The organism is Streptomyces sp. ICBB 8177, from assembly GCF_003144095.1.
Classification (GTDB): domain Bacteria; phylum Actinomycetota; class Actinomycetes; order Streptomycetales; family Streptomycetaceae; genus Streptantibioticus_D.
Genome location: NZ_NSKH01000023.1, coordinates 625,306 through 649,517, shown reverse-complemented (window position 1 = coordinate 649,517; position 24,212 = coordinate 625,306). Strand labels below are relative to the sequence as shown.

Annotated in this window: 25 protein-coding genes; 8 read left to right on the top strand and 17 right to left on the bottom strand. The window is 73.6% G+C overall.

Features of this window, described 5'->3' with window-relative positions; genetic code table 11:
• Positions 1-139: 139 nt before the first annotated feature.
• Both CK485_RS23295 and CK485_RS23290 read right to left on the bottom strand, forming a co-directional pair.
• The gene (locus tag CK485_RS23295) at positions 140-448 is read right to left on the bottom strand and encodes an SHOCT domain-containing protein (RefSeq protein ID WP_109453812.1); all 309 of its coding nucleotides are present in this window, start codon (positions 446-448) and stop codon (positions 140-142) included.
• 147 nt (positions 449-595) lie between these two features.
• Complete coding sequence (locus CK485_RS23290; RefSeq protein ID WP_109453811.1) at positions 596-1,822, bottom strand: ROK family protein; 1,227 nt, start codon at positions 1,820-1,822, stop codon at positions 596-598.
• 202 nt (positions 1,823-2,024) lie between these two features.
• On the opposite strand from CK485_RS23290, the gene CK485_RS28570 reads away from it, so the two are divergent.
• Positions 2,025-2,369, top strand: a complete 345-nt coding sequence (locus CK485_RS28570) for a DUF6332 family protein (protein ID WP_146214575.1) — start codon at positions 2,025-2,027, stop codon at positions 2,367-2,369.
• On the opposite strand, the gene CK485_RS23285 is transcribed toward CK485_RS28570, so the two are convergent.
• The 3 genes from CK485_RS23285 to CK485_RS23275 all read right to left on the bottom strand — a co-directional run bounded on the left by CK485_RS23285 (position 2,287) and on the right by CK485_RS23275 (position 5,400).
• Complete coding sequence (locus CK485_RS23285) at positions 2,287-2,952, bottom strand: response regulator transcription factor (RefSeq protein ID WP_109453810.1); 666 nt, start codon at positions 2,950-2,952, stop codon at positions 2,287-2,289. The two genes, CK485_RS28570 and CK485_RS23285, sit on opposite strands and share 83 nt — an antisense overlap.
• Positions 2,949-4,403 (bottom strand): sensor histidine kinase, encoded by a 1,455-nt coding sequence (locus CK485_RS23280; RefSeq protein WP_109453809.1) that lies wholly within the window; start codon positions 4,401-4,403, stop codon positions 2,949-2,951. Before CK485_RS23280 ends, CK485_RS23285 begins: the two co-directional genes overlap by 4 nt.
• A gap of 304 nt (positions 4,404-4,707) precedes the next feature.
• Positions 4,708-5,400, bottom strand: a complete 693-nt coding sequence (locus CK485_RS23275) for a TetR/AcrR family transcriptional regulator (protein WP_109453808.1) — start codon at positions 5,398-5,400, stop codon at positions 4,708-4,710.
• A 173-nt stretch (positions 5,401-5,573) separates the two neighbouring features.
• On the opposite strand from CK485_RS23275, the gene CK485_RS23270 reads away from it, so the two are divergent.
• Positions 5,574-6,071, top strand: coding sequence for a nitroreductase family deazaflavin-dependent oxidoreductase (locus CK485_RS23270; protein ID WP_241968547.1), 498 nt, complete (start codon positions 5,574-5,576; stop codon positions 6,069-6,071).
• Between the two features lie 169 nt (positions 6,072-6,240).
• Here the strand turns inward: CK485_RS23270 and CK485_RS23265 are convergent, their stop codons facing one another.
• Positions 6,241-7,467 carry a geranylgeranyl reductase family protein gene (locus CK485_RS23265; protein ID WP_109453807.1) on the bottom strand — a complete coding sequence of 409 codons (1,227 nt, stop codon included), beginning with the start codon at positions 7,465-7,467 and terminating at the stop codon, positions 6,241-6,243.
• A gap of 142 nt (positions 7,468-7,609) precedes the next feature.
• Here CK485_RS23265 and CK485_RS23260 point away from each other — a divergent pair, with 142 nt between their 5' ends.
• Positions 7,610-8,983 (top strand): dipeptidase, encoded by a 1,374-nt coding sequence (locus CK485_RS23260; protein ID WP_109453806.1) that lies wholly within the window; start codon positions 7,610-7,612, stop codon positions 8,981-8,983.
• 81 nt (positions 8,984-9,064) lie between these two features.
• Here the strand turns inward: CK485_RS23260 and CK485_RS23255 are convergent, their stop codons facing one another.
• On the bottom strand, positions 9,065-10,117 hold the full coding sequence (locus tag CK485_RS23255) for an NUDIX hydrolase (RefSeq protein ID WP_109453805.1): 1,053 nt from the start codon (positions 10,115-10,117) through the stop codon (positions 9,065-9,067).
• A gap of 201 nt (positions 10,118-10,318) precedes the next feature.
• Positions 10,319-11,311: an ROK family protein gene (locus CK485_RS23250; RefSeq protein ID WP_109453804.1), complete on the bottom strand. Its 993-nt coding sequence runs from the start codon at positions 11,309-11,311 to the stop codon at positions 10,319-10,321.
• A 370-nt stretch (positions 11,312-11,681) separates the two neighbouring features.
• On the opposite strand from CK485_RS23250, the gene CK485_RS23245 reads away from it, so the two are divergent.
• Positions 11,682-12,671 carry a LacI family DNA-binding transcriptional regulator gene (locus tag CK485_RS23245; protein WP_109453803.1) on the top strand — a complete coding sequence of 330 codons (990 nt, stop codon included), beginning with the start codon at positions 11,682-11,684 and terminating at the stop codon, positions 12,669-12,671.
• A 36-nt stretch (positions 12,672-12,707) separates the two neighbouring features.
• On the opposite strand, the gene CK485_RS23240 is transcribed toward CK485_RS23245, so the two are convergent.
• From CK485_RS23240 to CK485_RS23220, 5 genes are all read right to left on the bottom strand, one after another.
• On the bottom strand, positions 12,708-13,976 hold the full coding sequence (locus CK485_RS23240; RefSeq protein WP_109454363.1) for an aldolase/citrate lyase family protein: 1,269 nt from the start codon (positions 13,974-13,976) through the stop codon (positions 12,708-12,710).
• A gap of 161 nt (positions 13,977-14,137) precedes the next feature.
• Positions 14,138-15,100 carry an electron transfer flavoprotein subunit alpha/FixB family protein gene (locus tag CK485_RS23235; RefSeq protein ID WP_109453802.1) on the bottom strand — a complete coding sequence of 321 codons (963 nt, stop codon included), beginning with the start codon at positions 15,098-15,100 and terminating at the stop codon, positions 14,138-14,140.
• A 44-nt stretch (positions 15,101-15,144) separates the two neighbouring features.
• The gene (locus CK485_RS23230; protein WP_109453801.1) at positions 15,145-15,930 is read right to left on the bottom strand and encodes an electron transfer flavoprotein subunit beta/FixA family protein; all 786 of its coding nucleotides are present in this window, start codon (positions 15,928-15,930) and stop codon (positions 15,145-15,147) included.
• Between the two features lie 189 nt (positions 15,931-16,119).
• Positions 16,120-16,638 (bottom strand): flavin reductase family protein, encoded by a 519-nt coding sequence (locus CK485_RS23225; RefSeq protein ID WP_109453800.1) that lies wholly within the window; start codon positions 16,636-16,638, stop codon positions 16,120-16,122.
• 261 nt (positions 16,639-16,899) lie between these two features.
• Positions 16,900-17,241, bottom strand: a complete 342-nt coding sequence (locus CK485_RS23220; protein ID WP_109453799.1) for a thioredoxin family protein — start codon at positions 17,239-17,241, stop codon at positions 16,900-16,902.
• Between the two features lie 362 nt (positions 17,242-17,603).
• Between CK485_RS23220 and CK485_RS23215 the strand changes: the two genes are divergently transcribed.
• Positions 17,604-18,329, top strand: coding sequence for a lysophospholipid acyltransferase family protein (locus CK485_RS23215; protein WP_109454362.1), 726 nt, complete (start codon positions 17,604-17,606; stop codon positions 18,327-18,329).
• Positions 18,330-18,408: 79 nt separating this feature from the next.
• Here CK485_RS23215 and CK485_RS23210 read toward each other — a convergent pair whose 3' ends face one another.
• From CK485_RS23210 to CK485_RS23200, 3 genes are read right to left on the bottom strand one after another with little or no spacing between them, the layout of a single operon-like run.
• Entirely contained in the window at positions 18,409-19,503 is a 1,095-nt protein-coding gene (locus CK485_RS23210) for a low specificity L-threonine aldolase (RefSeq protein ID WP_109453798.1), read from the bottom strand.
• Positions 19,482-20,240, bottom strand: a complete 759-nt coding sequence (locus tag CK485_RS23205) for an SDR family NAD(P)-dependent oxidoreductase (protein ID WP_109454361.1) — start codon at positions 20,238-20,240, stop codon at positions 19,482-19,484. Before CK485_RS23205 ends, CK485_RS23210 begins: the two co-directional genes overlap by 22 nt.
• 23 nt (positions 20,241-20,263) lie before the next feature.
• Complete coding sequence (locus tag CK485_RS23200) at positions 20,264-21,661, bottom strand: DUF6421 family protein (protein ID WP_109453797.1); 1,398 nt, start codon at positions 21,659-21,661, stop codon at positions 20,264-20,266.
• A 215-nt stretch (positions 21,662-21,876) separates the two neighbouring features.
• On the opposite strand from CK485_RS23200, the gene CK485_RS23195 reads away from it, so the two are divergent.
• On the top strand, positions 21,877-22,563 hold the full coding sequence (locus CK485_RS23195) for a glycerophosphodiester phosphodiesterase family protein (protein WP_109453796.1): 687 nt from the start codon (positions 21,877-21,879) through the stop codon (positions 22,561-22,563).
• A gap of 31 nt (positions 22,564-22,594) precedes the next feature.
• Here the strand turns inward: CK485_RS23195 and CK485_RS23190 are convergent, their stop codons facing one another.
• Positions 22,595-23,131 carry a GNAT family N-acetyltransferase gene (locus CK485_RS23190; protein ID WP_109453795.1) on the bottom strand — a complete coding sequence of 179 codons (537 nt, stop codon included), beginning with the start codon at positions 23,129-23,131 and terminating at the stop codon, positions 22,595-22,597.
• A 212-nt stretch (positions 23,132-23,343) separates the two neighbouring features.
• Here CK485_RS23190 and CK485_RS23185 point away from each other — a divergent pair, with 212 nt between their 5' ends.
• Together CK485_RS23185 and CK485_RS23180 are read left to right on the top strand one after the other, a co-directional pair.
• Entirely contained in the window at positions 23,344-23,769 is a 426-nt protein-coding gene (locus CK485_RS23185) for a CBS domain-containing protein (protein ID WP_109453794.1), read from the top strand.
• A gap of 55 nt (positions 23,770-23,824) precedes the next feature.
• Positions 23,825-24,211, top strand: coding sequence for a VOC family protein (locus CK485_RS23180; protein WP_109453793.1), 387 nt, complete (start codon positions 23,825-23,827; stop codon positions 24,209-24,211).
• Position 24,212 lies beyond the last annotated feature (1 nt).

The window sequence follows — 24,212 nt, the reverse complement described above, 5'->3', positions numbered from 1 at the left end:
GGGCTCCCCACCGGGCCGCTCACACGGCCTCACCGGGTCCGTTCGCAGAGCCTCGCCCGGCCGTTCGGACGCGGGACGGCGCGCCCCCGGCCCGCCTGTCGGCGCTGCCGTCGTCAACTCGCCTGATCGCGGCCCCGGTTCAGCGGTCCTCGCCTCGATGCGTGCCGAACTCCGGGTCGAGCACGGACAGCCTGCGCCAGTACTCGTCCTCGTCGATCTCCCCCGCCGCGAACCGGCGTCCGAGCACCGTCAGCGGCGACTGCTCGTCGGGCCGCACCATGTGCGGACGTCGGTCCCAGGGGCCGCCGCGCTCCCAGGGGCCGCGACCGCGCCAGGCGACGCGCCGCACCACGGTCACGATGCCCACGACGACCGCCGCCCACAGCAGCGGGACCAGCAGGATCCACGGTCCGGGTCCGCCGTGACCCCACGACGCCAACGTGTTCATTCCGGTCAACTCCTCGATGTGCCAGGTCCCTTTCCGGACACTTCGAGCGTCGCGCCGCACGGCCGCGAAGTCGTCGTACGCACGGCGCGACCCGGAGTACCCCTCGGGGAGTACGCGCCGGACGCGAGGACGCGTCCGTGGCCGGCCTCAGGCCGACAGGGCGCCCAGTGGGTCGTCGAGCACCGGCTGCCAGGCCAGTTCGGCGGCTCCGACGAGGCTGTTGTGGTCCAGGCCGCACGCCATGATCGGCACCGAGCCGCTGCGTCCCCAGAGGCTGCGGTCGGCGACCACCGCACGCAGCCGCTCGGGATCGGCCTCGAACAGGCGGCGGTGCAGGCCGCCGAGAGCGATCCGGTCCGGGTTGAGCACGTTGACCAGCCCGGCCAGTCCCAGCCCCAGGCGGTCGATGAGCGTCTCGGCCGCCACCCGCACCGAGGGGTCGGCGTACTCCTCGCGCAGCAGCGCCGTCGACTGGTCGAGGAGCGAGACCTCGGGACCCGGCACGCGCCCCGCCGCCTCCAGGAAGGCCAGCGGGTCCACCTCGACGTCCAGGCAGCCCCGGCTGCCGCAGTGACACGGCCGCCCGCCCTCGGGGTTGACGGTGAGGTGGCCGACTTCGAGGGCGAGACCCGAACTGCCGGTGTGCAGGCGGCCGTCGAGCACCAGCGCGCCGCCGACACCACGATGTCCGGTCGCGACGACGAGCAGGTGCTGCGCGCCCCGCCCGGCGCCGTGCCGGTGTTCGGCCAGCGCCGCGACGTTGACGTCGTTGCCGACGAAGGAGGCCACCGGGGCGCCGCCCGGCCCCGTCACTCCGTGCGCGCGGACCTGCTCGGCGAAGACCTCGCGCACCGGCGCGCCGGCGGGCCAGGCCAGGTGCAGCGGGTTGAGCGCGGTGCCCTCGGGCTCGGCGACCGCGGACGGCACGGCGAGCCCGGCGCCCAGGCAGACGCGCCCGGTCGACTTCAGCAGGTCGGCGCCGGCCGCCACGACGAGTCCCAGCACGTGGGCGGGGTCGGCGGGCACCGTCATGCAGCCGGGCGTGGTCGCCACGATGGAGCCGCCGAGCCCGACCAGCGCGGCCCGGAAGCCGTCCGCGTGCACCTGCGCGGCCAGCACGACCGGCCCGTCGGGGTCGACGGTCAGCCGGTGCGAGGGCCGCCCCTGGGTGCCGGCCGCGACGCCGGGCCGGGTGTCCACCCGGATCAGTCCCAGCAGTTCCAGCTCGGCCGCGACCGCGCCTGCGGTGGCCCGGGTCACCCCCAGTTCGGCGGTGAGCACCGCGCGGGTGGGGGCACTGCCGGTGTGCACGAGCGTCAGCGCGGGGCCGAGCGCCGCACGTCCCCTCTCAAGCCTGGTGCGAGTCTGCGTCACGGTCCTATTCTTACTTTGTACCAGGGGTGAACAAAACAGGGTCGACAGGTGGACCTGGTTCCGGCCGACAAAGCCCACGTCGACGCACGCGTCCGGGCCCGCGTGGCCAGTGCTCGGCGTGTCGGCCCCGGCGGCCCCTCCCGTGGCCGGAATCCGGCCCTGCGACGGCGCTGCGTGCCCCGCCGTCTGGCACGGTGCCCCCATGACGGACAGGGGGAACGCGGCCACGCGCTCGGGGAACGCGGCCGAGCGCGACGGCACGACGGTGGAGATCGCGTTCGCCCTCCTCACCGGCGCACTGCTCGGCACGCTGGTCGTGCTCGCCCTGTCGGCGCCGGTCCTGCTGGGCCGGGCGCACGGGCACGCGGCGGCGGTGTGGTGGACGACGGCGACGGTCACCGGCTGCACGACCGGCCTGGCCCGGGTCGTCTCCGTACTGTGGCGCTACGACCGGCGCCGCCGCCTCAGCCGAGCCATCCCGGCCGCACCAGCCCCGACTCGTAGGCCAGCACGACGAGTTGGGCACGATCCCGGGCCCCGAGCTTGACCATCGCACGGCTGACGTGGGTCTTGGCGGTGAGCGGGCTGACGACCAGGCGGCGGGCGATCTCGTCGTTGGACAGCCCGATGCCGACCAGCGCCATCACCTCCCGTTCGCGTTCGGTGAGCTGATCGAGCGCTACGGCGGCGGCGGGCTCCTTGGAACGCGCGGCGAACTCCGCGATCAGCCTGCGCGTCACCCCCGGCGACAGCAGCGCGTCGCCCGACACCACGGCCCGCACCGCGCGCAGCAGTTCGTCCGGTTCCGTGTCCTTCACCAGGAAGCCCGAGGCGCCGGAACGGATGGCCTCGAAGACGTACTCGTCGAGCTCGAAGGTCGTGAGGATGACGACCTTGACGTCTCCGAGGTGCGGGTCACCGGTGACACGCCGGGTCGCCGCGAGACCGTCCAGCACCGGCATGCGGATGTCCATCAGCACGACGTCGGGCCTCAGCCGCACGGTCTGACGCAGCGCCTCCGCACCGTCCGCCGCCTCACCGACCACCTCGATGTCCGGCTGCGCGTCCAGCAGCGCCCGGAATCCGGCACGCACGAGCAACTGGTCGTCGGCCAGCAGCGCCCTGATCATCGCTCGCCTTCTCCTGCCGGCGCTTCCCCTGGCGCCGCTTGGTTCGTCGCCGCGCCGTCGTTCGTCGTAGCGCCTTCATTCGCCGAGACGCCTTTCCCCGTCGTAGCGCCTTCCTCCGCCGTAACGCCTTCGTCTGTCGTAGCGCCTTCGTTCGGCCCGGCCGTCGCGCCGGCGTCCGGGAGCGGCAGGGTGGCGACCACCCGGAATCCGCCGTCGCCGCGCGGGCCCGCCTCGACGGTGCCCCCGAGCGCCGCCGCCCGCTCGCGCATCCCGATCAGGCCGTTGCCGCCACCGGAATCGCCGTCCCCGGTGGCCGGGCCGTCGTCGTCCACGACGAGCCGCAGCGCGCCGGGCCGGTGGTCCACCAGGACGCGGGCGGACCGGGCCCCGGAGTGCCGGACGATGTTGGTCAGCGCCTCCTGGACGATGCGGAACGCGGCGAGGTCCGCGCCCGGCGCCAGCCGCCGGGGCGAACCCTCGGTGGTCACCCGCACGTCGAGGCCTGCGGAGGCGGCCTGGCGGGCGAGTTCCGGCACCCGGTCCAGACCCGGCGCGGGCGCCTTCGGGGCCGATCCCGGCGAACGCAACGACCCCAGCACCTGCCGCACCTCGCCCAGCGCCTCCTTGCTGGTCGCCCTGATGGTGGTGAGCGCGGTACGCGCCTGCTCGGGGCGTTCGTCGATGAGCGCGAGACCCACCCCCGCCTGCACGCTGATGACCGACAGACTGTGCGCCACGACGTCGTGCAGCTCACGGGCGATGCGCAGGCGTTCCTCGTCGGCCCGGCGGGCTTCGGCCTCGGCCCGCTCCCGGCGGTTGCGGGCGAACTGCTCGCGGCGCACCCGGCCGAGTTCGACGGCGGCTCCGAACGCCAGCAGCCAGGCGGCGAACGCGGACTCCGACACCCACCCCGCACCCGCGTCGCCGGACGGCGGCAACCAGCGGTAGAGCCAGTGGCTGAGCAGCAGATGGCCGCCGTAGAGCGCGACCGCGGCGGCCCAGGCGTGCCGCCGCTCGCCCGCGTAGACCGCCGAGCCGAAGGCCACCGCGAAGCTCAGGAAGAACGGTCCGTACGGATACCCGGCGGCCAGGTAGCCGAGCGTCACGGCAGCCGTCGCGTACACGACGGCGGTGGGCCGCCTCAGCCGGAACGGCAGCAGCGCGGGGCCGAGGAGCAGCAGCACATAGCCCGGCGCGTCGAGGTGCACGCGTTCAGTCTGATGGCCTTGCGCCTCGGTCGAGCCGACCACCTGGACGAACGCGACGACCAGCGCGGCGCGCCACGGCAGCCGCGCCGAGCCGCCGCCTCCGCCGCCCCACCACCGTCGCGACGGGCCGTCCCGGAGCGGACCGCACCAGACGGGACCGGTGTCGCCGGGCCTGTTGCCGCCCGCCCGGGGCCCGTTCGCGTCGGCCCCCCGCTCTCCCGGTTCTCCCGCTCCCTGGCTCATGACGCCACGCTAGACCGGCGCACGCCTCGCGGCGTCCCACCGGCGCGGTGCGTGCGCGTACTCCTGGCGCAGTAGGCCGCGGGCGCGGGGCGCTCAGGGCGCGGCGGCGCGGATGTCCGGGGCGCGGCGAATCGCGGGCGGTCTGGGCCGGGGCCGCAACCGGGGTGGAGGCACCGTCGAGCCCTGGGCGCCACGAGGCCAGCACGCCACGGGGTCAGGGCGTCACGCGGCCGGAGGAGGCACCGTCGAGCGGGGGCACGGTCGGACCGTGGGCACCGGCGGCCATGGGAACCGGTCGATGCGCCTACAGGCCCACCTGGTGGGCCAGCGCCGCGCAGGAGTGGTCGAAGAACTCGTCACGGGCCTCGACGACGTTGTGGAAGTGGCCGAAGACCTCGAAGCCCACGAGCCCGAAGAGCTGCGACCACGCTGCGGTGAGTCCGGCGACGGCGGGCTCTGGCAGGTCGGTCCCCAGGTCGGCGGCTATCCGTTCGACGTCCGTCCGCACCCGCTCCGGCAGGGCCTCGGCCGCGGGGGACCTCAGTTCGCCCGACGCCTGGGCGTCCCGCGCCACCGCGGCCAGGGCCAACCCGACCCGGGCGGCGGGGGCGACGGTGTCCTGGGGGGCGTGGTAGCCGGGCACGGGCGAGCCGTACAGCAGCGTGTACTCGTGCGGATGCTCCAGCGCCCACTTCCGCACCGCGCGGCAGACGGCGGTCCAGCGCTCGGCCGCGACGGCGTCCTTGGACTCCGCGAGCGCGGCCTCGGCCGACTCGCCCAACGAGTCGTACGCGTCGATGATCAACGCGGTCAGCAGGTCGTCACGGCTCGGGAAGTAGCGGTAGAGCGCGGAGGAGGCCATGCCCAGCTCCCGGGCGACCGCGCGCAGCGACAGCCGTGCCGCCCCTTCGGCGGCCAGCTGACGCCCGGCCTCTTCTTTGATGGCCGCGGTCACCTCGACGCGGGCCCGTTCCCTGGCTCCTTTGATCACGCTCATGAGAACAGTCTGCCACGGTTCGGAGCGGCGACCAAGAACGAGAGCACCGCTCTTGCTTTTTGAGGGCAAGGGGTGCCACACTGATCACAAGCGAGAGCACCGCTCTCACTTCATGGAACATGGAACGTCACGAGGACGTCGAGGAGAAGACGTCATGGAAGAGGAGGCCCGCCATGTCCGCGAACACCGCGTCCCCCATGCCCCAGGCTCAGCACGTGCTCAAGCCCGGGTGGTTCACCGTCAACGTCTTCAACCGCGCCGTCGGATGGCTGACCCGGCACGGCGTCAGTGTGTGGGGATCCCGCGTCCTGGCGGTCCGGGGCCGCAAGTCCGGCGAGTGGCGCCGCACCCCCGTCAACCCACTGACCCTGGACGGCCGGCGCTACCTCGTAGCGCCCCGGGGCCACGTCCAGTGGACGCACAACATGAGGGCCGCGGGCGGCGGTGAGCTGTGGCTCGGCCGCTCGGTGGAGCGCTTCACAGCGGTCGAGGTCCCCGACGACGACAAGCCCGCGGTGCTGCGTGCCTATCTCAAGCGCTGGAAGGCCGAAGTGGGGGTCTTCTTCGACGGCGTCGGCCCGGACTCCACCGACGAGCAGCTGCGCGAGATCGCCCCGAAGCACCCCATATTCGAGATCACTCGGGCGGACGACCAAGACGCGCACGCCTGACGCCCGCCTCCCGGCCCCGGCCCCACCGCCGGGTCTCCTCCCCCGGTTCCGCCGCTCGGGCCCCGGACCCCGCGACCGCCACACGAAGCCGCGAGCCGTGAGCGAGGCTCGACGCGGAGCCCTGCGTTCCAACCCCGCCGTCCGGGACCCGCCGTTCGAGCCCGCCGCGTCAGGAGTTGCCCACGCTGGACAGCGCCCGGCCGGCCACCGGGTGGTCGCGCACCAGCTCGCCCAGTGTCGTCGAGCCCCGAGTGATCTTCACGAAGGCGTTCCACGCCGGACGGAACGAGGTCAGCACCGCGTGCAGCAGTCCGGGCCGCCGCTCGAACAGCGCGAGCATCTTGCGCCCGACCGCCATCTCCACGCCCAGTCCCGCCTTGACCGCGAACGCGTAGTTGAGCGCCTGGCGCCGCGCGTCCACCGCGTCCTGCGCCTCGGCGATCCGCACCGCCCACTCCCCCGCCATCCGGCCGGAGCGCAGCGCGTAGGAGATGCCCTCCCGGGTCCAGGGCTCCAGCAGGCCCGCGGCGTCCCCGCAGACCAGGACCCGGCCGCGGGACAGGGGGGAGTCCTCGGCGCGGCAGCGGGTCAAGTGGCCGGAGGAGACGCTCGGTTCGAACCCGGACAGGCCGAGCCGCGCGGTGAAGTCCTCGAAGTAGCGCTTGGTCGCGGCGCCCTGGCCGCGCGCCGAGATCACACCGACCGTGAGGGAGTCGCCCTTGGGGAAGACCCACCCGTAGCTTCCGGGCAGCGGGCCCCAGTCGATCAGCACCCGCCCCGCCCAGTCCTCGGCCACCGAGGGCGGCACCGGGATCTCCGCCTCCAGCCCGAGGTCCACCTGGTCGAGCTTGACGCCGACGTGCGCCCCGATCCGGCTGGCGCTGCCGTCCGCCCCGACGACGGCGCGGGCCAGGACGGTCTCGCCGGACGCCAGCACGACGGCCACCGTTCGGCGGTCGGGCACGGCCGGTCCGTGCTGCTCTACGCGGGAGACGGTGGCGCCGGTGCGCACCTCGGCACCGGCCAGCCTGGCCGCCTCGACCAGGCCCGCGTCGAACTCGGGCCGGTTGATCAGGCCGAAGAGCATGCGCCGGGAACGGCGGGTGCGCGACAGCTTGCCGTTGAGGCTGAAGGTCACGGCGTGCACGCGGTCGCGCAGCGGAAGCTCGAAGCCCTCCGGCAGGGCGTCCCGGGAGGGGCCGATGATGCCGCCGCCGCAGGTCTTGTACCGGGGCAACTCGGCCTTCTCCAGGAGCAGGACGCGCCGACCGGCCGAGGCCGCCGCGTGCGCGGCACTGGCCCCCGCGGGCCCCGCGCCGACCACGACGACGTCCCAGACCGCCGTGTCCGCGCTCTCCTCAGGCCCGCCGCTGCGCGCCGCGTTGTCGCTGCTCACGTGTGTTTTCGCTCCCGCTCGTCCATGAGGCCTTCACCGCATCCTATGGCGGAGCCCGGCGGTGGTTCGCTGTGGGACCATCGCAGCACGTCCCGCGCGGACGAAACACCCGTACGACCCGTCGCACCCACAAGGAGCGTCCATGTCACAGGAGCCACTTCCCGCGCTCACCGAAGCCGTCGCCGGTCTGATGCCCCGCGCCAGGGCCGAGTTGGCGGAGCTGGTCTCGTACCGCTCGGTGGCCGACCCCCGGCAGTTCCCGCGCGAGGAGTGCGAGAAGGCGGCTCGCTGGGTGGCCGAGGCGCTGCGGGCCGAGGGCTTCGAGGACGTGGCGCTGCTGGACACGCCGGACGGCACGCAGTCCGTCTACGGCTACCTGCCCGGGCCCGAGGGCGCGCCGACGGTGCTGCTGTACGCGCACTACGACGTGCAGCCGCCGCTGGACGAGGCGGCCTGGGCGTCGCCGCCGTTCGAGCTGACCGAGCGGGACGGCCGCTGGTACGGCCGGGGCGCGGCGGACTGCAAGGGCGGGCTGCTGATGCACCTGACCGCGCTGCGGGCGCTGCGGGCCAACGGCGGTGTGCCGGTGTCGGTGAAGGTGATCGCCGAGGGCTCGGAGGAGCAGGGCACCGGCGGCCTGGAGCGGTACGCCGAGCAGCACCCGCGGTTGCTGGCCGCGGACGCGATCGTGATCGGCGACACCGGCAACTTCCGGGTCGGGCTGCCGACGGTGACCGCGACGCTGCGCGGGATGACGCTGGTCGAGGTGGCCGTGGAGACGCTGGAGGGCAATCTGCACTCCGGACAGTTCGGCGGCGCCGCGCCGGACGCGCTGGCGGCGCTGATCCGGATACTCGACTCGCTGCGCGACGAGTCGGGCGCGACCACGGTGGACGGCCTCGCGGGTGACGCGACGTGGGAGGGCCTGCAGTACGAGGAGGGGCTGTTCCGCTCGGACGCCAAGGTGCTCGACGGTGTCGGCCTGGTGGGTGGCGGCACTGTCGCCGACCGCATCTGGGCGCGGCCCGCGGTGACGGTGCTGGGCATCGACTGCCCGCCGGTGGTCGGCGCCACTCCGTCGGTGCAGGCGGGGGCCAAGGCGCTGGTGAGCCTGCGGGTGCCGCCGGGCGTGGACGCCGAGCAGGCGCAGAAGGCGCTCGTCGCGCACCTGGAGGCGGCGGCTCCGTGGGGCGCGCGGGTGGAGGTGACGCCGCGCGGGCAGGGCCAGCCGTTCCGCGCGGACACCACCAGCCCCGCCTACGCCGCGATGGCGCGGGCGCTGCGGGACGCCTACGACGGCCAGGAGATGCAGATCGCCGGGCAGGGTGGCTCGATCCCGCTGTGCAACACCCTGGCCTCGCTCTACCCGGAGGCGGAGATCCTGCTGATCGGTCTGAGCGAGCCGGAGGCGCAGATCCACGCGGTCAACGAGAGCGTGTCGCCGGAGGAACTGCGGCGGCTGTCGATCGCGGAGGCGCTGTTCCTGCTCAACTACGCGGCGGACAAGCGGAGCTGACGCCGCGACGGGTATGCGGTGGCACTCGCCGCCGGGAGGCCGCACGGCCGCCGCGTGCGGGGGCACGCGGCGGCGGAGTGGCTAGTCCCGCGCCGGGACGGGTTCGCCCGCCTCCAGGTTGACCGGACAGCCCTCGATGCGGGCTCGCAGCGCCCAGTGCAGGCGGGCGTAGCGCTCCGGGGGCAGCAGGGTCGCCGCCTCCTGTTCGGTCACGAAGCGGCAGGCGCGCAGTTCGGCGGCGGGCAGCAGGAGGCGGTCGGCCTCGGCCGAGGGCAGCCGTCCGCCGTCGAACAGCAGCCGCAGTCCGCCGAAGCGCGGGCGCCGGGGCGGCTCCCAGTCGATCACCAGCAGCCGCAGGGGCCGCCCTGCGGCGAGGACGATTCCCAGTTCCTCGGCGACCTCCCGCACCGCAGCGCTGCTCGGGGGTTCGCCCGGCTCCACTATGCCGCCGGGGAACTCCCAGCCGGGCTTGTAGGTGGGGTCGACCAGAAGGACCCGGTCGCGCTCGTCGAAGAAGAGCACGCCGGCCGCCAGGGTCGCGCCGGTCGGTTCCGGGGTCTGAACGATCCCGCAGGAGCCGGAGCCGTCCCGCAGTGCGGCGGCGACCAGTTCGGCGACCTCGCGCGGCGTGCGGGAGCCGGTGTCGATGACGTGGGCGTCCCGGGACAGCCAGGGCAGCGCGGAGGCGTAGTTGCCGACCGGGTCCGGGCGCCAGTCGCCCGTGGGAGCGTCGTGGTCGGCGTCCGGCGCGAGGTCCGCGCGGTCCTGCGCGACCCGCGTACGCAGGATCGTTTCATCAGCGTGCAGCAGGACGTGGCGCACCGGGATGCCCCGGGCGGCCAGCGCGCCGAAGATCTCGTCGCGGTACTCCTGCCGAAGCAGGGTCAGCGGCACCAGCAGCGGCCCCGGCGTCTCCATCAGCAGCGCGGCGGCGGTGTCCACCACCAGACGGCGCCAGGACGGCAGGTCCTGCTGGTCGCCGACCTCGGCGAGCCGTTTGTCCGGGAGCATCGACCGCAGCCCCTGGCCGACGATCTCCGGGTCGTACAGGGTGCTTCCGGGTATCAGGTCGAGCAGTTCACGCGCGGCGCTCGTCTTGCCCGCGCCGCACGGGCCGTTCAGCCAGACGATCACGGTGCCCCCTCCTCCGTTGCCCCCGTTCGACCCATTGTCTGTGCCCGGGGCGCACGGGAGCGCAAACGCCCGCGGGACCCGGGAGGGCACGCCTCGGCCAGTCCACTACGCGCCTCTGGCATAGGCCGACGCGCCCCCGCGCGCGCCCGCTCCCGGACTCCGGCGCGCCGGAGTCCGGGAGCACGCCCCGGCGCGCGCCCGTCAGCCCCGCGCCCGCAGCGCCCCGCCGAACGCCGCCGCGGCCGCGCCCACCAGGCCCGCGTCCGTGCCGAGTTGGGCGGGCAGCACGCGGACGCCGGAGGCGAAGGAGAGCGTTGCGTACTCGCGCAGGTGGTCGCGGAGTGGGGCGAACAGCACCTCGCCCGCGCCCGCCACTCCCCCGCCGATCACCGCCACCTCGATCTCGACCAGGGTCGCCGCCGCCGCGATCCCCGCCGCCAGGGCCTGCGCGGCGCGGGCGAAGGACGCCGCGGCCACCGGGTCGCCGGCGCGTGCCGCGGCGGCCACCGCCTCGGCCGTCGGCTCCTGGCCGGCCTGCGGGCGCCAGCCGCCTTCGAGGGCGCGGCGGGCGATGTTGGGACCGCTGGCCAGGCGTTCGACACAGCCGCGCGCACCGCACGGGCAGGACGGGCCGTCCAGGTCCACGCTGATGTGGCCGATGTGGCCCGCGTTGCCGGTCGGCCCGGGGTGCAGGGCGCCGCCCAGCACGAAGCCGCCGCCGACGCCGGTGGAGACCACCATGCACAGCGCGTTGTCGTACCCCCGTGCCGCGCCCTGCCAGTGTTCGGCGGCGGCGATCGCCACACCGTCGCCGGTGAGGGTGACCGGCAGCGGTCCCGTCACCTCGCGCACCCGCTCCACCAGCGGGAAGCCGCGCCATCCGGGCACGTTCACCGGACTGACGGTGCCGTGGGAGGCGTCGACCGGTCCCGCGCTGCCGATGCCGACCGCGGCCACCCGGACCCAGGCGGGGTCGGCGGTCAGCTCGCCCAGCACCTCGGCGACGGCCGCCATCACCGTCGCGCCGTCCTGCGTCGCCGGGGTCGGCCGCAGCGCCCTGGCCGGCAACCGCCCGTCGCCGTCCACCAGCGCTCCGGCGATCTTCGTACCGCCGATGTCCAGTGCCGCGACCAGCCTGCCGCCCGCGGGGGCCTCGGCGGTCGCCGGTCGCACTGCGGCGCCTTCGCTCTGCATCGGTTCGGTGTCTCCCTCGTAGCGGCGGTCAGTGGGCGGTGCGGCGTGTTCTCCCACCGCCGGTTCGACTGCGGCGGTTCGGTTGGAACGGTTCCGTTGGGTGGTTCGGTTTAAGCGGTTCGGTTGGAGCGGTTCGACGGTATTCGTCCGGGATTCGAGCCGAGGTGCGTGTCCCCCTCCCCGCCTGTTCGTTGGGCAGCGGAGAGCCGAGAGTAGTGTTCCCCTTTGTTGACAACGTTGTCCAGCCCCTAGGCTCACGTTGTCCTGCGACGACAGGCGCCGCACCCGATGACAGGATCACCCGCCCGTGCCCGAATTTCCCGCCGACTCGCGCCCCACACCGCCCGTACGTTACGGCAGCCGCCCGACGATGAAGGACGTCGCCGCGCGCGCGGGCGTCGGGCTCAAGACCGTCTCCCGTGTGGTCAACGGCGAGCCCGGGGTGACGCTGGAGACCGAGTCGCGGGTACGCGCCGCCATCGAGGCGCTGGGATTCCGGCGCAACGACAGCGCGCGGGTGCTGCGCAAGGGGCGTACCGCCAGCATCGGGCTGGTCCTGGAAGACCTCGCCGACCCGTTCTACTCTCCGCTCAGCCGGGCCGTGGAGGAGGTCGCGCGGGCCAACGGCAGCCTGCTGTTCGCCGGTTCCAGCGCCGAGGTCCCCGAACGCGAGCAGGAGCTGGCGCTCGCGCTGTGCGCCCGGCGGGTGGACGGACTGGTCATCGTCCCGGCGAGCGAGGACCACCGCTACCTGGAGCCGGAGATCGCGGCGGGCGTCGCCACCGTCTTCGTGGACCGCCCGGCCGGCCGCATCGACGTGGACACGGTGCTCACCGACAACGCGGGCGGCGCCCGCGAGGCGGTGGCCCATCTGATCGCCCACGGCCACCGCGCCATCGGCTTCATCGGCGACACCGAGGGCATCTACACCGCCGACGAGCGGGTGCGCGGATACCGCGAGGCGATGGCCTCGGCCGGGCTGCCGGTGGCCGAGGGCTGGGTGTCGATGGGCCCGACCTCACCCGAGCGGGTGTGCTCCGAGCTGGACCGGATGCTGTCCGGGCCCGCGCCGGTCACCGCGGTCTTCTCCGGCAACAACCGGGTGACCGTCACCGCCGTACGGGTGCTGGCCGACCGCCGCGACGCGGTCGCGCTGGTCGGGTTCGACGACTTCGAGCTGGCCGACCTGCTGCGCCCGGGCGTCACCGTGATAGCCCAGGACCCGGTCCGGCTGGGCCGCACGGCGGCGGAACTGCTCTTCCGCCGCCTCGACGGCATCGCGGAACCGCCGCGCCGGGTGGAGCTGCCCGGCCGCCTGATCGCGCGCGGCTCCGGTGAGATACCCCCGCCGTCGGCCTGACCCGCGTACGGCTCCCGCCGGACTGATCCGGGCCGACTACCCGCGCCCCGCCAGCCGTTCCAGCCCCGCGCGGTCCAGCCCGGTCCCCCGCCCGACCTCCGCCGCGTCCAGCGCGCCGCAGTCCAGCCCGCGCAGCAGGTAGCCGCTGAGCGCCTTGGCGGTGGCGGGCTCGTCCATCACGTCGCCGCCCGCGCGGCCCACGTAGGCGGCGAGCCGGGCCGCCGCCGCGTCCAGCCCCTCGCGGTAGAAGGCGTAGACGGCCGCGTAGCGGGTCGGCAGGTGGCCGGGGTGCATGTCCCAGCCCTGGTAGTAGGCGCGGGCCAGCGAGCGCCGGACCAGTCCGTGGTGCAGTCGCCAGGCCTCGTGCACCCGTTCGGTCGGGCCGACCGGCAGCACGTTCGTCGAGCCGTCCGACAGCCGCACCCCGGTCCCGGCGGCGGCGACCTGCATGACCGCCTTGGCGTGGTCGGCGGCCGGGTGGTCCATGGACTGGTAGGCGGCGCTCACCCCGCAGGACGCGCTGTAGTCGAACGTGCCGTAGTGCAGACCGGTGGCGCGTCCCTCGGCGGCGTCGATCAGCCGTGCCACGGTGGCCCGGCCGTCCGCGCCCAGGATGGCCTGGGTGGTCTCGATCTGGATCTCGAACCCGATGCGCCCCGGCGTCAGCCCGAAGGACTTCTCGAACTCCTCCAGCAGCCGCACGTACGCGGTGACCTGCTGCGGGTACGTCACCTTCGGCAGCGTCAGCACCAGCCCCTCGGGCAGTCCGCCCGAGCGGTGCAGCGCGGTGAGGAAGAGGTCCAGGGTGCGGATGCCGCGGTCCCGGACGGCCGCCTCCATGCACTTGGTCCTGACGCCGATGTACGGGGGCGCGCTGCCGTCCGCGACCGCGGCGGCGATCAGCTCGGCGGCGCGCAGCACGGCCTCGTCCTCCTCGGCGTCGGCCCGTACGCCGTAGCCGTCCTCGAAGTCGACGCGCAGGTCCTCCACCGGTTCGCGTTCCAGCTTGGCGCGCACCCGGTCGTGCACCGGCTCCGCCAGCTCCGCCGGCAGCCCGAGCACCGCGGCCAGCGCGGCGGCGTCGGGGGCGTGGGCGTCGAGGGCGGCGAGCGCCCGGTCGCCCCAGGAGCGGGCCGTGTCGGCGGCGAAGGCGTCGCCGGGGACGTAGACGGTGTGCACGGGCTGCCGGGTGCCGGGGTCACCGGGGTAGCGGCGGGCGAGTTCCGCGTCGACGTCCGCCAGCGAGGCACCGACGTCCCCACGCACCGCGTCCGACAGCGATGTACGCATCTGCACTCTCCCCAGCCCGAACGACGACGGCGCCGGTGCGACCGGCACCCGCGCGACAACTTCAACAAACCGTTGAAGTGACGCTAGCCGCGGGCCAACCACCAGGTCAACACCCCGGGGACGCCGACGGCCCCGGTACGCCCGGAGCGTACGGGGGCCGTTGCGACGCGGCGGGGTCAGCCCTTGCGGGCCTTGACCTCCTCGGTCAGCTGCGGGACGACCTGGAACAGGTCGCCCACGACGCCGTAGTCGACCAGGTCGAAGATCGGCGCCTCGGGGTCCTTGTTGACGGCCACGATGGTCTTCGAGGTCTGCATGCCGGCCCGGTGCTGGATGGCACCGGAGATGCCGTTGGCGATGTACAGCTGCGGGGAGACCGACTTGCCGGTCTGGCCCACCTGGTTGCTGTGCGGGTACCAGCCGGCGTCCACCGCGGCGCGCGAGGCACCCACGGCCGCGCCGAGCGAGTCGGCCAGCTCCTCGATGACGTGGAAGTTCTCCGCGCCGTTGACGCCGCGGCCACCGGAGACCACGATCGCGGCCTCGGTCAGCTCCGGGCGGCCGGAGGACTCGCGCGGGGTACGCGAGACGATCTTGGTGCCCTTGGCGGCGTCGCCGAAGGTGACCGACAGCGCCTCGACCGCACCGGCGGCCGGAGCGGCCTCCACCGGGGCCGAGTTGGGCTTGACGGTGATGACCGGCGTGCCCTTGGAGACCCGCGACCTGGTGGTGAACGCGGCGGCGAACACCGACTGCGTGGCGACCGGGCCCTCGGCGCCGGCCTCCAGGTCCACCGCGTCGGTGATGATGCCGGAGCCGATGCGCACCGCGAGGCGGGCGGCGATCTCCTTGCCCTCGGCGGACGACGGCACCAGCACGGCGGCCGGGGAGACGGCCTCGTACGCGGCCTGCAGCGCGTCCACCTTCGGCACCACCAGGTACTCGGCGAACTCCGGCGCGTCGGCGGTCAGCACCTTGACGGCTCCGTGCTCGGCGAGCGTGGCGGCGGTGTCGGCGGCGCCGTTGCCCAGGGCGACGGCGACCGGCTCGCCGACGCGGCGGGCGAGGGTCAGCAGTTCGAGGGTCGGCTTGCGGACGGCACCGTCCACGTGGTCGACATAGACGAGGACTTCAGCCATGGGAACGTTCTCCTACGGAATGGTGTGCGAGGGGGCGGGTGCGATCAGATGAACTTCTGGCTGACCAAGAACTCGGCCAGCTGCTTGCCGCCCTCGCCCTCGTCCTTCACGATCGTGCCGGCGGTGCGCTCCGGACGCTTGGCCGCGTCCTCGACCTTGGTCCAAGCGCCGCCGAGGCCGACCTCGTCCGCGTCGATGCCCAGGTCGGACAGGTCCAGCGACTCGACCGGCTTCTTCTTCGCCGCCATGATGCCCTTGAACGACGGGTAGCGCGCCTCACCCGACTGGTCGGTCACCGAGACCACGGCCGGCAGCTGCGCCTGGAGCTGCTCGCTCGCCGCGTCGCCGTCGCGGCGGCCGGTCACGGTGCCGTCCGCCACCGAGACCTCCGACAGCAGCGTCACCTGCGGCACGCCGAGGCGCTCGGCCAGGATGGCGGGGAGCACGCCCATCGTGCCGTCGGTGGAGGCCATACCGCACAGCACCAGGTCGTACCCGACGTGCGCGACGGCCTTGGCCAGCACCAGCGAGGTGCCCACGACGTCGGTGCCGTGCAGGTCGTCGTCCTCGACGTGCACGCCCTTGTCGGCGCCCATCGACAGCGCCTTGCGCAGCGCGTCCTTGGCGTCCTCGGGGCCGACGGTGAGCACCGTGATCTCGGCGTCGTCGGCCGCCTCGGCGATCTGCAGGGCCTGCTCGACCGCGTACTCGTCCAGCTCCGACAGCAGGCCGTCCACGGCGTCGCGGTCAGTGGTCAGGTCCTCGGCGAAGTGCCGGTCGCCGGTGGCGTCGGGCACGTACTTCACACAGACAACGATCCTCAAGCTCACGCCTGCTCTCCTACCTACTGCTCGACTCGTCAACTGCCATGTGTAGGCAGCATAGGCGCCTGCACGGTGCCGGATCCGTCCGGAGCGCCATGGCGCCCCGACTGAATGTTACTCGTCAGTACACTCGTCTCGTTCCCGCACCGCAAGCGGGGAAACTGTGACCTTGCCGACGTGCGGCGGGCGGGGCGGTCAGTGCCGCAGCGCGGTGAATCGGCCCTGGTGGTACAGGAGGGGGCGGCCGGGCCCCGCGGGGTCGCCCGCGACCGCCTCGGCGACGACTATCCGGTGGTCGCCCGCCGGCACCCGGGCGGCCACCCGGCACACCAGCCACGCGGACACCCCGTCCAGCAGCGGCACGCCGTGCGGCCCGACACGCCAGGAGGTGGGCGCGGCGAACCGGTCGGCGCCGCTGCGCGCGAAGGTGCCCGCCAGTTCCTCCTGGTGTTCGCCGAGCACGTGCACGCCGACGTGCTCTGCCTCGGCCACGGTGGGCCAACTGGAGGAGGAGACGCTGATGCCGAACGACAGCAGCGGCGGCTCGACGGCGACGGAGGTGAGCGAGGTCGCGGTGAAGCCGACCGGCCGCGCGCCCGCCGCGGTGACCACGGCGACACCCGCGGCGTGACGGCGGAAGACCGAGCGGAAGACGCCGGGGTCGAAGCCGGTGGGTTCGCCGAGGACTGCGTCGAGGTCGGGCGAGGCGGTCATGGAATCGCGTGGTCCTTCTGCGGCGGTCGGTCCGGAAACGGGGCGCACCGGGGCTGAGCTGTCGTCAGGAATGGTCAACGGCCCCGAAAGCGCGCGCTCGTCAGGCGGCCGGGCCCGGCGCAGGCACTCCGGCGGAGAAGGGGATCCCTCGACATAACGTCAGACTGACGATTCGGGCCGCGCGGCGTCAAGGCGATCCGGCCTTTTGGGACCGGGGTCACGCCCGGCGCCCAGGAGCCGGGTCACGCCCGGCGGCCCAGGTCAGGCGTCGACCGCCGTGCCCAGCGCGGCGATCACGTCGGCCTTGCGCGGCAGGCCCGCGGCGCGCCGGACGACCGAGCCCGCCGCGTCGAGCACCAGCACGGTGGGCGTCTTGAGAATCCCCAGCCTGCGCACCAGCTCCAACTCCCGCTCGGCGTCGATCTCGACGTGCGTGACGCCGTCCACCATCGCGGCCACCTCGGCCAGCGTCCTGCGGGTCGCCCGGCACGGCGCGCAGAACGCGCTGGAGAACTGCACCAGCGTCGCCCGCTCGCCCAGCGGCCCGCCGATCTCGTCGGCCGTCAGCCGCACCGCGGCGGCGTCCCTCTCGCGCACCCGCATCCTTTCCTCCCGCGGCCGGTGGACCAGCCGGGCAAGCCCGCTCCGTCATCCGGGCCCGATTCGATCCGCACCACGCGGTGCAGCGCTCCCCGGTTCGCGATGATTCCCCAGGTCCGAACGGCGGCGCCTGAAGGAATCACGGTTTCCCTGCGTAGGCAGGTTACGCAGCGCGGCACCGGAGGCGTGGACGCGCCCGGGCCGTACGCGGGGACGTGACAAGAATCTCGCGGGTCCACGGGCACCGGAGGTGACAAGCGGCGCGTTGTCAGGGGACCATCTCGCGACGGCCGAGGCTACGGGAACGTAACTTCCGGTCGTGCCCCCGGCTCACGCCGCCCCCGAACCAGAAGGTGTCCCCCGACGTGGCAGAACTCGTGTACCCGCCGGTCATCGGCTTCGCCCGGACCATGTTCCAGGTGCAGGGCCTGCGCTTCGACATCGCGGGCACCGAGCACGTGCCCCGTGAGGGCGGCGCGGTACTGGTGAGCAATCACATCAGCTACCTGGACTTCGTCTTCTGCGGCCTGGCCGCCCGCCCGGCGAAGCGACTGGTGCGGTTCATGGCGAAGGAGTCGGTCTTCCGGCACAAGGTGTCCGGTCCGCTGATGCGGGCGATGAAGCACATCCCGGTCGACCGCGCCCAGGGCGTGCACGCGTACGACAACGCGCTGCGGGCGCTGCGCTGCGGCGAGGTCGTCGGGGTCTTCCCCGAGGCGACCATCTCGCGCTCGTTCACGCTCAAGGCCTTCAAGTCCGGCGCCGCGCGGCTGGCGCAGGAGGCGGGCGTGCCGCTGCTGCCGATGGCGTTGTGGGGCACCCAGCGGATGTGGACCAAGGGCCACCCGCGCCGCCTTGGCCGTCACCGCTTCCCCGTCACGCTGCGCGTCGGCGCGCCGCTCACCCCGGAGCCGCAGGAGCAGGCGGAGAGCCTGACCGAGCGGCTGCGCTGCCGGGTGCAGGAGCTGCTGGAGGCCGCGCAGAACGCCTATCCGGCGCGCCCGGCGGGCGAACGGGACTCCTGGTGGCTCCCGGCCCATCTGGGCGGCACGGCCCCGACCCCGCAGGAAGCGGCGGCGCTGGACGGCTGACGGCCGAGGACTCATGGGAGGGGCCGGGCGACGGCGAGTCGCCCGGCCCCTCCCATGACTACGGCTGAGTACGGCGTGCTCAGCGCGTCGCCATCTCCTCCGCGACGGCCGCGGCGAAGGCGTCCACGTCGGCCTCGGTGGTGTCGAAGCAGCACATCCACCGCACCTCCCCGGTCGCCTCGTTCCACACGTAGAAGCGGTAGCGCTTCTGGAGCCGTTCGGTCACCTCGCGCGGCAGGACGGCGAACACCTGGTTGGCCTGGACCGGCCGGACCACGGTGACGCCCTCGATGCCTCGCACCGCGTCCGCGAGGCGCGTCGCCATGGCGTTGGCGTGCCGGGCCGAGCGCAGCCACAGGTCCCCGGCGAGCAGCGCCTCGAACTGCACGCTGACGAAGCGCATCTTCGAGGCCAGCTGCATCGACAGCTTGCGCAGGTGCTTCATCGCGCGGACCCGCTCCGGGGCGAGCACGACCACGCACTCACCGAAGACCAGTCCGTTCTTCGTACCGCCGAAGCTGAGGATGTCCACCCCTGCGTCGGTGGTGAACGCGGCGAGCGGCAGGTCCAGCGTGGCGGCCGCGTTGGCGAGGCGGGCGCCGTCCATGTGAACGGCCATGCCGTGCTCGTGGGCGCGGTCGCACAGCGCCCTGATCTCCTCGGGCGTGTAGCAGGTGCCCAGTTCCGTGGTCTGGGCGATCGAGACGACCTGCGGCTGGGCGCGGTGCTCGTCGTCGAAGCCCCAGGCCTCGGAGTCCAGCAGCTCGGGGGTGAGTTTGCCGTCCGGCGTCGGCACGGTGAGCAGCTTCAGTCCGCCCACGCGTTCCGGCGCGCCGCACTCGTCCACGTTGATGTGCGCCGACTTCGCGCACACCACCGCGCCCCAGCGCTCGGTGACCGCCTGGAGGGCGACGACGTTGGCGCCGGTGCCGTTGAAGACCGGGAACGCCTCGGCGCGCGGGCCGAGGTGGCGGCGGATGACCTCCTGCAGGTGCGCGGTGTAGTCGTCCTCGCCGTACGCGATCTGGTGGCCGCCGTTGGCGACGGCGAGCGCGGCCAGCACCTCGGGATGCGCGCCCGCGTAGTTGTCGCTGGCGAATCCCCGGTACTGCGGGTCGTGGTGGCGTACCGCGTCGGTGGCGGGCTGGTCGGTCACGGGCGGGGCGTCAGCCACAGGCGGTCACCGTTCACTTCCTGAGCGGGCCGACCCCACACGCCGGCGATGGCCTGGGCCAGGTCGGCGACGTCGGTGAATCCGGCGAACTTGGCGTTGGGCTTCTGGGCGCGCATCTCGTCGTGCACCAGGGCCTTGATGACGATGACGGAGGCCGCGGCGGTCGGGCCCTGCTCTCCGCCCGCCTTGCGGAAGGAGTCGGCGAGCGCCAGCGTCCAGGTCTCGGCGGCGGCCTTTGCGGCGGCGTAGGCGGCGTTGCCCGCGGTCGGCCTGGTCGCGCCGGACTGGCTGATCAGCACGTACCGTCCGTTCGGGCTGCGCAGCAGCGCGTCGTGGAAGGCCAGCGAGGTGTGCTGGACGGTGCGGATCAGCAGGTCGTTGAGGAACGTCCAGTCGCCCAGGTCGGTGTCGGTGAACGTGGCCGCGCCACGCCAGCCGCCGACCAGGTGGACCAGGCCGTCCACGCGGCCGAACTGCTTCTCGGTGCGGGCGGCCCACTCGCGGGTCGCCTCCGGGTCCAGCAGGTCGACGATGTCGCCGGTGATGTCGGCGCCGCCGCCCGCGTAACGGGCCGCGTCCACCGATTCGGCCAGCCGCTCGGGCTGCGCGTCGGCGGCCACCACGTGGGCCCCCGCCTCGGCGAGGCGGCGCAGGGTCGCCCTGCCCGCCGGACCGCCCGCTCCGGCCACCGCGATCACCGAGCCCCGGAGCGATCCCGCAGCGCCTGCGTCCGTCATGGCCTTCGCCTCCTCGTCGTGGGTCACGCGGCCTCCTGCCCGGCGCCGGCGGCGGTGATGCCCTTGGTGGAGGCGATCACGGTGCGCAGCTTCTTGGCGAGGGCCTCGTAGAACATGCTGAGCGGAAACTCGTCGGCCAGCACGTCGTCGACGAGCTTGCGCGGCGGCAGGGTCAGGTCGAGCGCGTCCGGCCCCTTGGCCCAGCGCGAGCCCGGGTGCGGCGAGAGGTAGGTGGAGACCAGGTCGTACGCGGCGAACCAGTGGTTGAGTTTGGGCCGGTCGATGCCGTCCCGGTACAGCTTCTCGATCTCGGCGCACAGCTGGTTGGTGACCTCGGTCGCCCGGGCCCAGTCGATGCGCAGGGTGTTGTCCGTCCAGCGCACGGCGTCGTGCTTGTGGAGGTAGGCGAAGAGCAGCTGCCCGCCCAGGCCGTCGTAGTTGCGGACCCGGTCGCCGGTGACGGGGAAGCGGAAGAGGCGGTCGAAGAGGATCGCGTACTGGACGTTGCGGCCCTGCTCGTAGCCGTCGGCCTCCAGCTTGACGGCCTCCTTGAAGGCGGTCAGGTCGCAGCGCAGTTCCTCCAGGCCGTACATCCAGAACGGCGCGCGCTGCTTGATCATGAAGGGGTCGAACGGCAGGTCGCCGTGGCTGTGGGTGCGGTCGTGGATCATGTCCCACAGCACGAAGGTCTGCTGCGCGAGCTCCTGGTCGGCGACGAGCCGGGCGGCGTCCTCGGGCAGGTCGAGGCCGAGGGTGTCGACGGCGGCCTGGGTGACCCGGCGGAAGCGGGCGGCCTCGCGGTCGCAGAAGATGCCACCCCAGGTGAAACGTTCCGGCACCTCACGGACGGCCACGGTCTCCGGGAAGAGGACGGCGGAGTTGGTGTCGTAGCCGCTGGTGAAGTCCTGGAAGGTGATCGGCACGAACATCGGGTTGTCGTACCGGGTGCGCTCCAGCTCGGACAGCCACTCCGGCCAGACCACGCGCAGCGCGACCGCCTCCAGGTTGCGGTCCGGGTTGCCGTTCTGGGTGTACATCGCGAAGACGACCAGGTGCTCCAGGCCGTCGCGGCGCTCGGCGGCGGGCTGGAAGGCCAGCAGGGAGTCCAGGAAGTCCGGCACGCCGTAGCCGTCCTCGGCCCAGCGGCGCAGGTCGGCGACGAGGGCGCGGTGGTACTCCGCGTCGTGCGGGACCAGCGGGGCCAGCTCCTCGACCGAGGCGATCACGCGCTCCAGCTCGGCGTCGACGTCCGCCTTGCCCGGCGCGCCCTCGGCGGCGAAGTCGATCGAGCCGTCCTTGGACTGCCACGGGCGGATCGTCTCGACCGCCTCCTTGAGCACACCCCAGGCCGGGCGGCTCACTATGCCCTCGGGCCCTCCGGCGGCCTCGCCAGTCGCCACGGACAGAAGTTTTTCCCTCATTGCCCCTCCTCCACCGGAGAACCTTGCGTTAAGACACCGTATTCAGGCCACCTTCGCCCGCACAAGAGACGTTACGAACATTTATCCTGCGCAGCCGGGTGCGTACCGATGTTTTTCCTGTGCGATCGCCGCGGGGCGAAGGTTTCTGTGTCCGTACGGGTCCCCGCAACCGCCCGTTCCATGCCCGGCAACAGGCGGCACACTAGGCTGCCGAGGTGACTTCCTTCACCATCGGCCACCGCGGTGTCATGGCCGCCGAGCCGGAGAACACCCTGCGTTCCTTCCTGCGCGCGGAGCGCGAGGGGCTGGACGGCATCGAGCTCGACCTGCACCTGAGCAAGGACGGCGCGCTCGTCGTCATGCACGACGAGACCGTGGACCGCACCACCGACGGCCGCGGCGCCGTCGCCGACCTCACCCTGGACGAGCTGCGCACGCTCGACGCGGGGCTGGGCGAGCGGGTCCCGGTCTTCGAGGAGGTGCTCGACGCGGTCGGGCCCGGCCTGCCGATCCAGGCCGAGATCAAGGACGTGGCGGCGGCGCGGGTGCTGGCCGGCGTGCTGCGCGAGCGGAACCTGCTGGAGCGGGTGTCGGTCCTCTCCTTCCACGACGAGGCGCTGCGCGAGATCCGAGACCTGCTGCCGGACGCCACGACCGTGCTGGTCGCCGAGGCGACGGGACCGGACTTCCCGGACCGCGCGAAAGCGGTCGGCGCGCGGCTGGTGAGCCTGGAGCTGCCGGAGCTGAACCTGCGCACCGTCGAGCGCTGCCAGGCGGCCGGCATCGACGTGATGGCCTGGACCGTCAACACCGATCGGGACCTGGCGCTGGCCCGGGCGCTCGGCCTGGTGGGCTGGGTGACGGACGTCCCGGACACCAAGCGGCGGGCGGCGCGGGCCTGATGCGCCCGGGGCCGGCGCTGGCCCCGGGCGCTCAGCCCAGTTCCTTGACCAGCAGCTCGAACTCCAGGTCGTCGCGCTGCGGCACCCCGAAGCGCTCGTCGCCGTAGGGGAACGGCGACATCCGGCCGGTGCGCTGGTAGCCGCGGCGCTCGTACCACGCGATGAGGTCCTCGCGGGCCGAGATCACCGTCATCCGCATCTCGCCCGCGCGCCACTCCTCGCGCGCGAGGCGCTCCGCCTCGGCCAGCACCTGCTTGCCCAGGCCGCCTCCCTGCCGCTGCGGGCGGACCGCGAACATCCCGAAGTAGGCGTGGTCCTCGCGCCGTTCCAGCTGGCAGCAGGCGGTCAGTTCGCCGCCCCGCTCGGCCACGACCATGCGGCTGCCCTCGCGCCGGATGACCGTGAGGACGCCTTCGGGGTCGGTACGCCGTCCCTTCAGCAGGTCCGCCTCCGTGGTCCAGCCGCCCCGGCTGGACTCTCCCCGGTACGCCGACTCGATGAGCGCCACGAGCGCGGGCACGTCGGCCTCGGTGGCCGCGCGGAAGAGGGGCTGGGCGGTGGTGCTCATGACGGCGGGGTCCTCTCGTGCCTGGCCGGGGCCGGTCCGGCCGGATCCTGTCTGGTCCCGTCCCGCCCGATCGCCCCGGTGTGGTTGCCGGCATCGAGCGTATGCCTGTCGCGGGCGGCGGTACGAGGCCGGTCCGCCGCCGGTAGCGGCCGTGCGGTGCCCGGCGGACGATGGGAGGGACGGCACCGACCAGGGACACGGAGGTGTGTGCCATGACCACGGCGCGGGACATCATGCACCCGGGCGCGGCCTGGATCCCCGAAGGGGTGATGCTGGACCGGGCGGCGCAGCTGATGCGCGACCTGGGGGTCGGGGCGCTGCCGATCAGCGACGAGAACGAGCGCCTGTGCGGCATCCTCACCGACCGCGACATCGTCATCGGCTGCGTGGCCACCGGACGCGACCCGTCCAGGGTCACCGCGGGGGAGCTGGCGCAGGGCACGCCCCGCTGGATCGACGCGGACGCCGACGTGGACGAGGTGCTGCGGGAGATGGAGGACCACCGCATCCGCCGGCTCCCGGTGATCGAGAACAAGCGGCTGGTCGGCATGATCAGCGAGGCGGACCTCGCCCAGCACCTGTCGGAGGAGCAGATCGGCGCCTGGGCGGAGCGCATCTACGCGGGCTCACCGGCGTAGCGACGCCGCTCACGCGTGGTCGCGCACCGGTCGCACCCCGCGTATCGTCCGGCGCATGGTCAACGTACTGAGCAGCAGGATGCTCCTGCGGCCCACCGACCTAGAGCGCTCCCGCGCCTTCTACCGGGACGATCTGGGGCTCGCGGTCTTCCGCGAGTTCGGCGAGGGGCCGCAGCGCGGCACGGTCTTCTTCCTCGGCGGCGGTTACCTGGAGGTCTCCGGCCGGTCGGACACGCCGCCCGCGCCCGGCATCTCGCTGTGGCTCCAGGTGCCGGACATCGAGGCGGCGCACGAGCGGCTGCGCGGACGCGGGGTGAAGGTGGTCCGCGAGCCGCGGCGCGAGCCGTGGGGGTTGATCGAGATGTGGATCGAGGACCCGGATGCCGTTCGCGTCTGCGTCGTCGAGGTGCCCGAGGACCACCCGATGCGCTACCGGCCCTGAG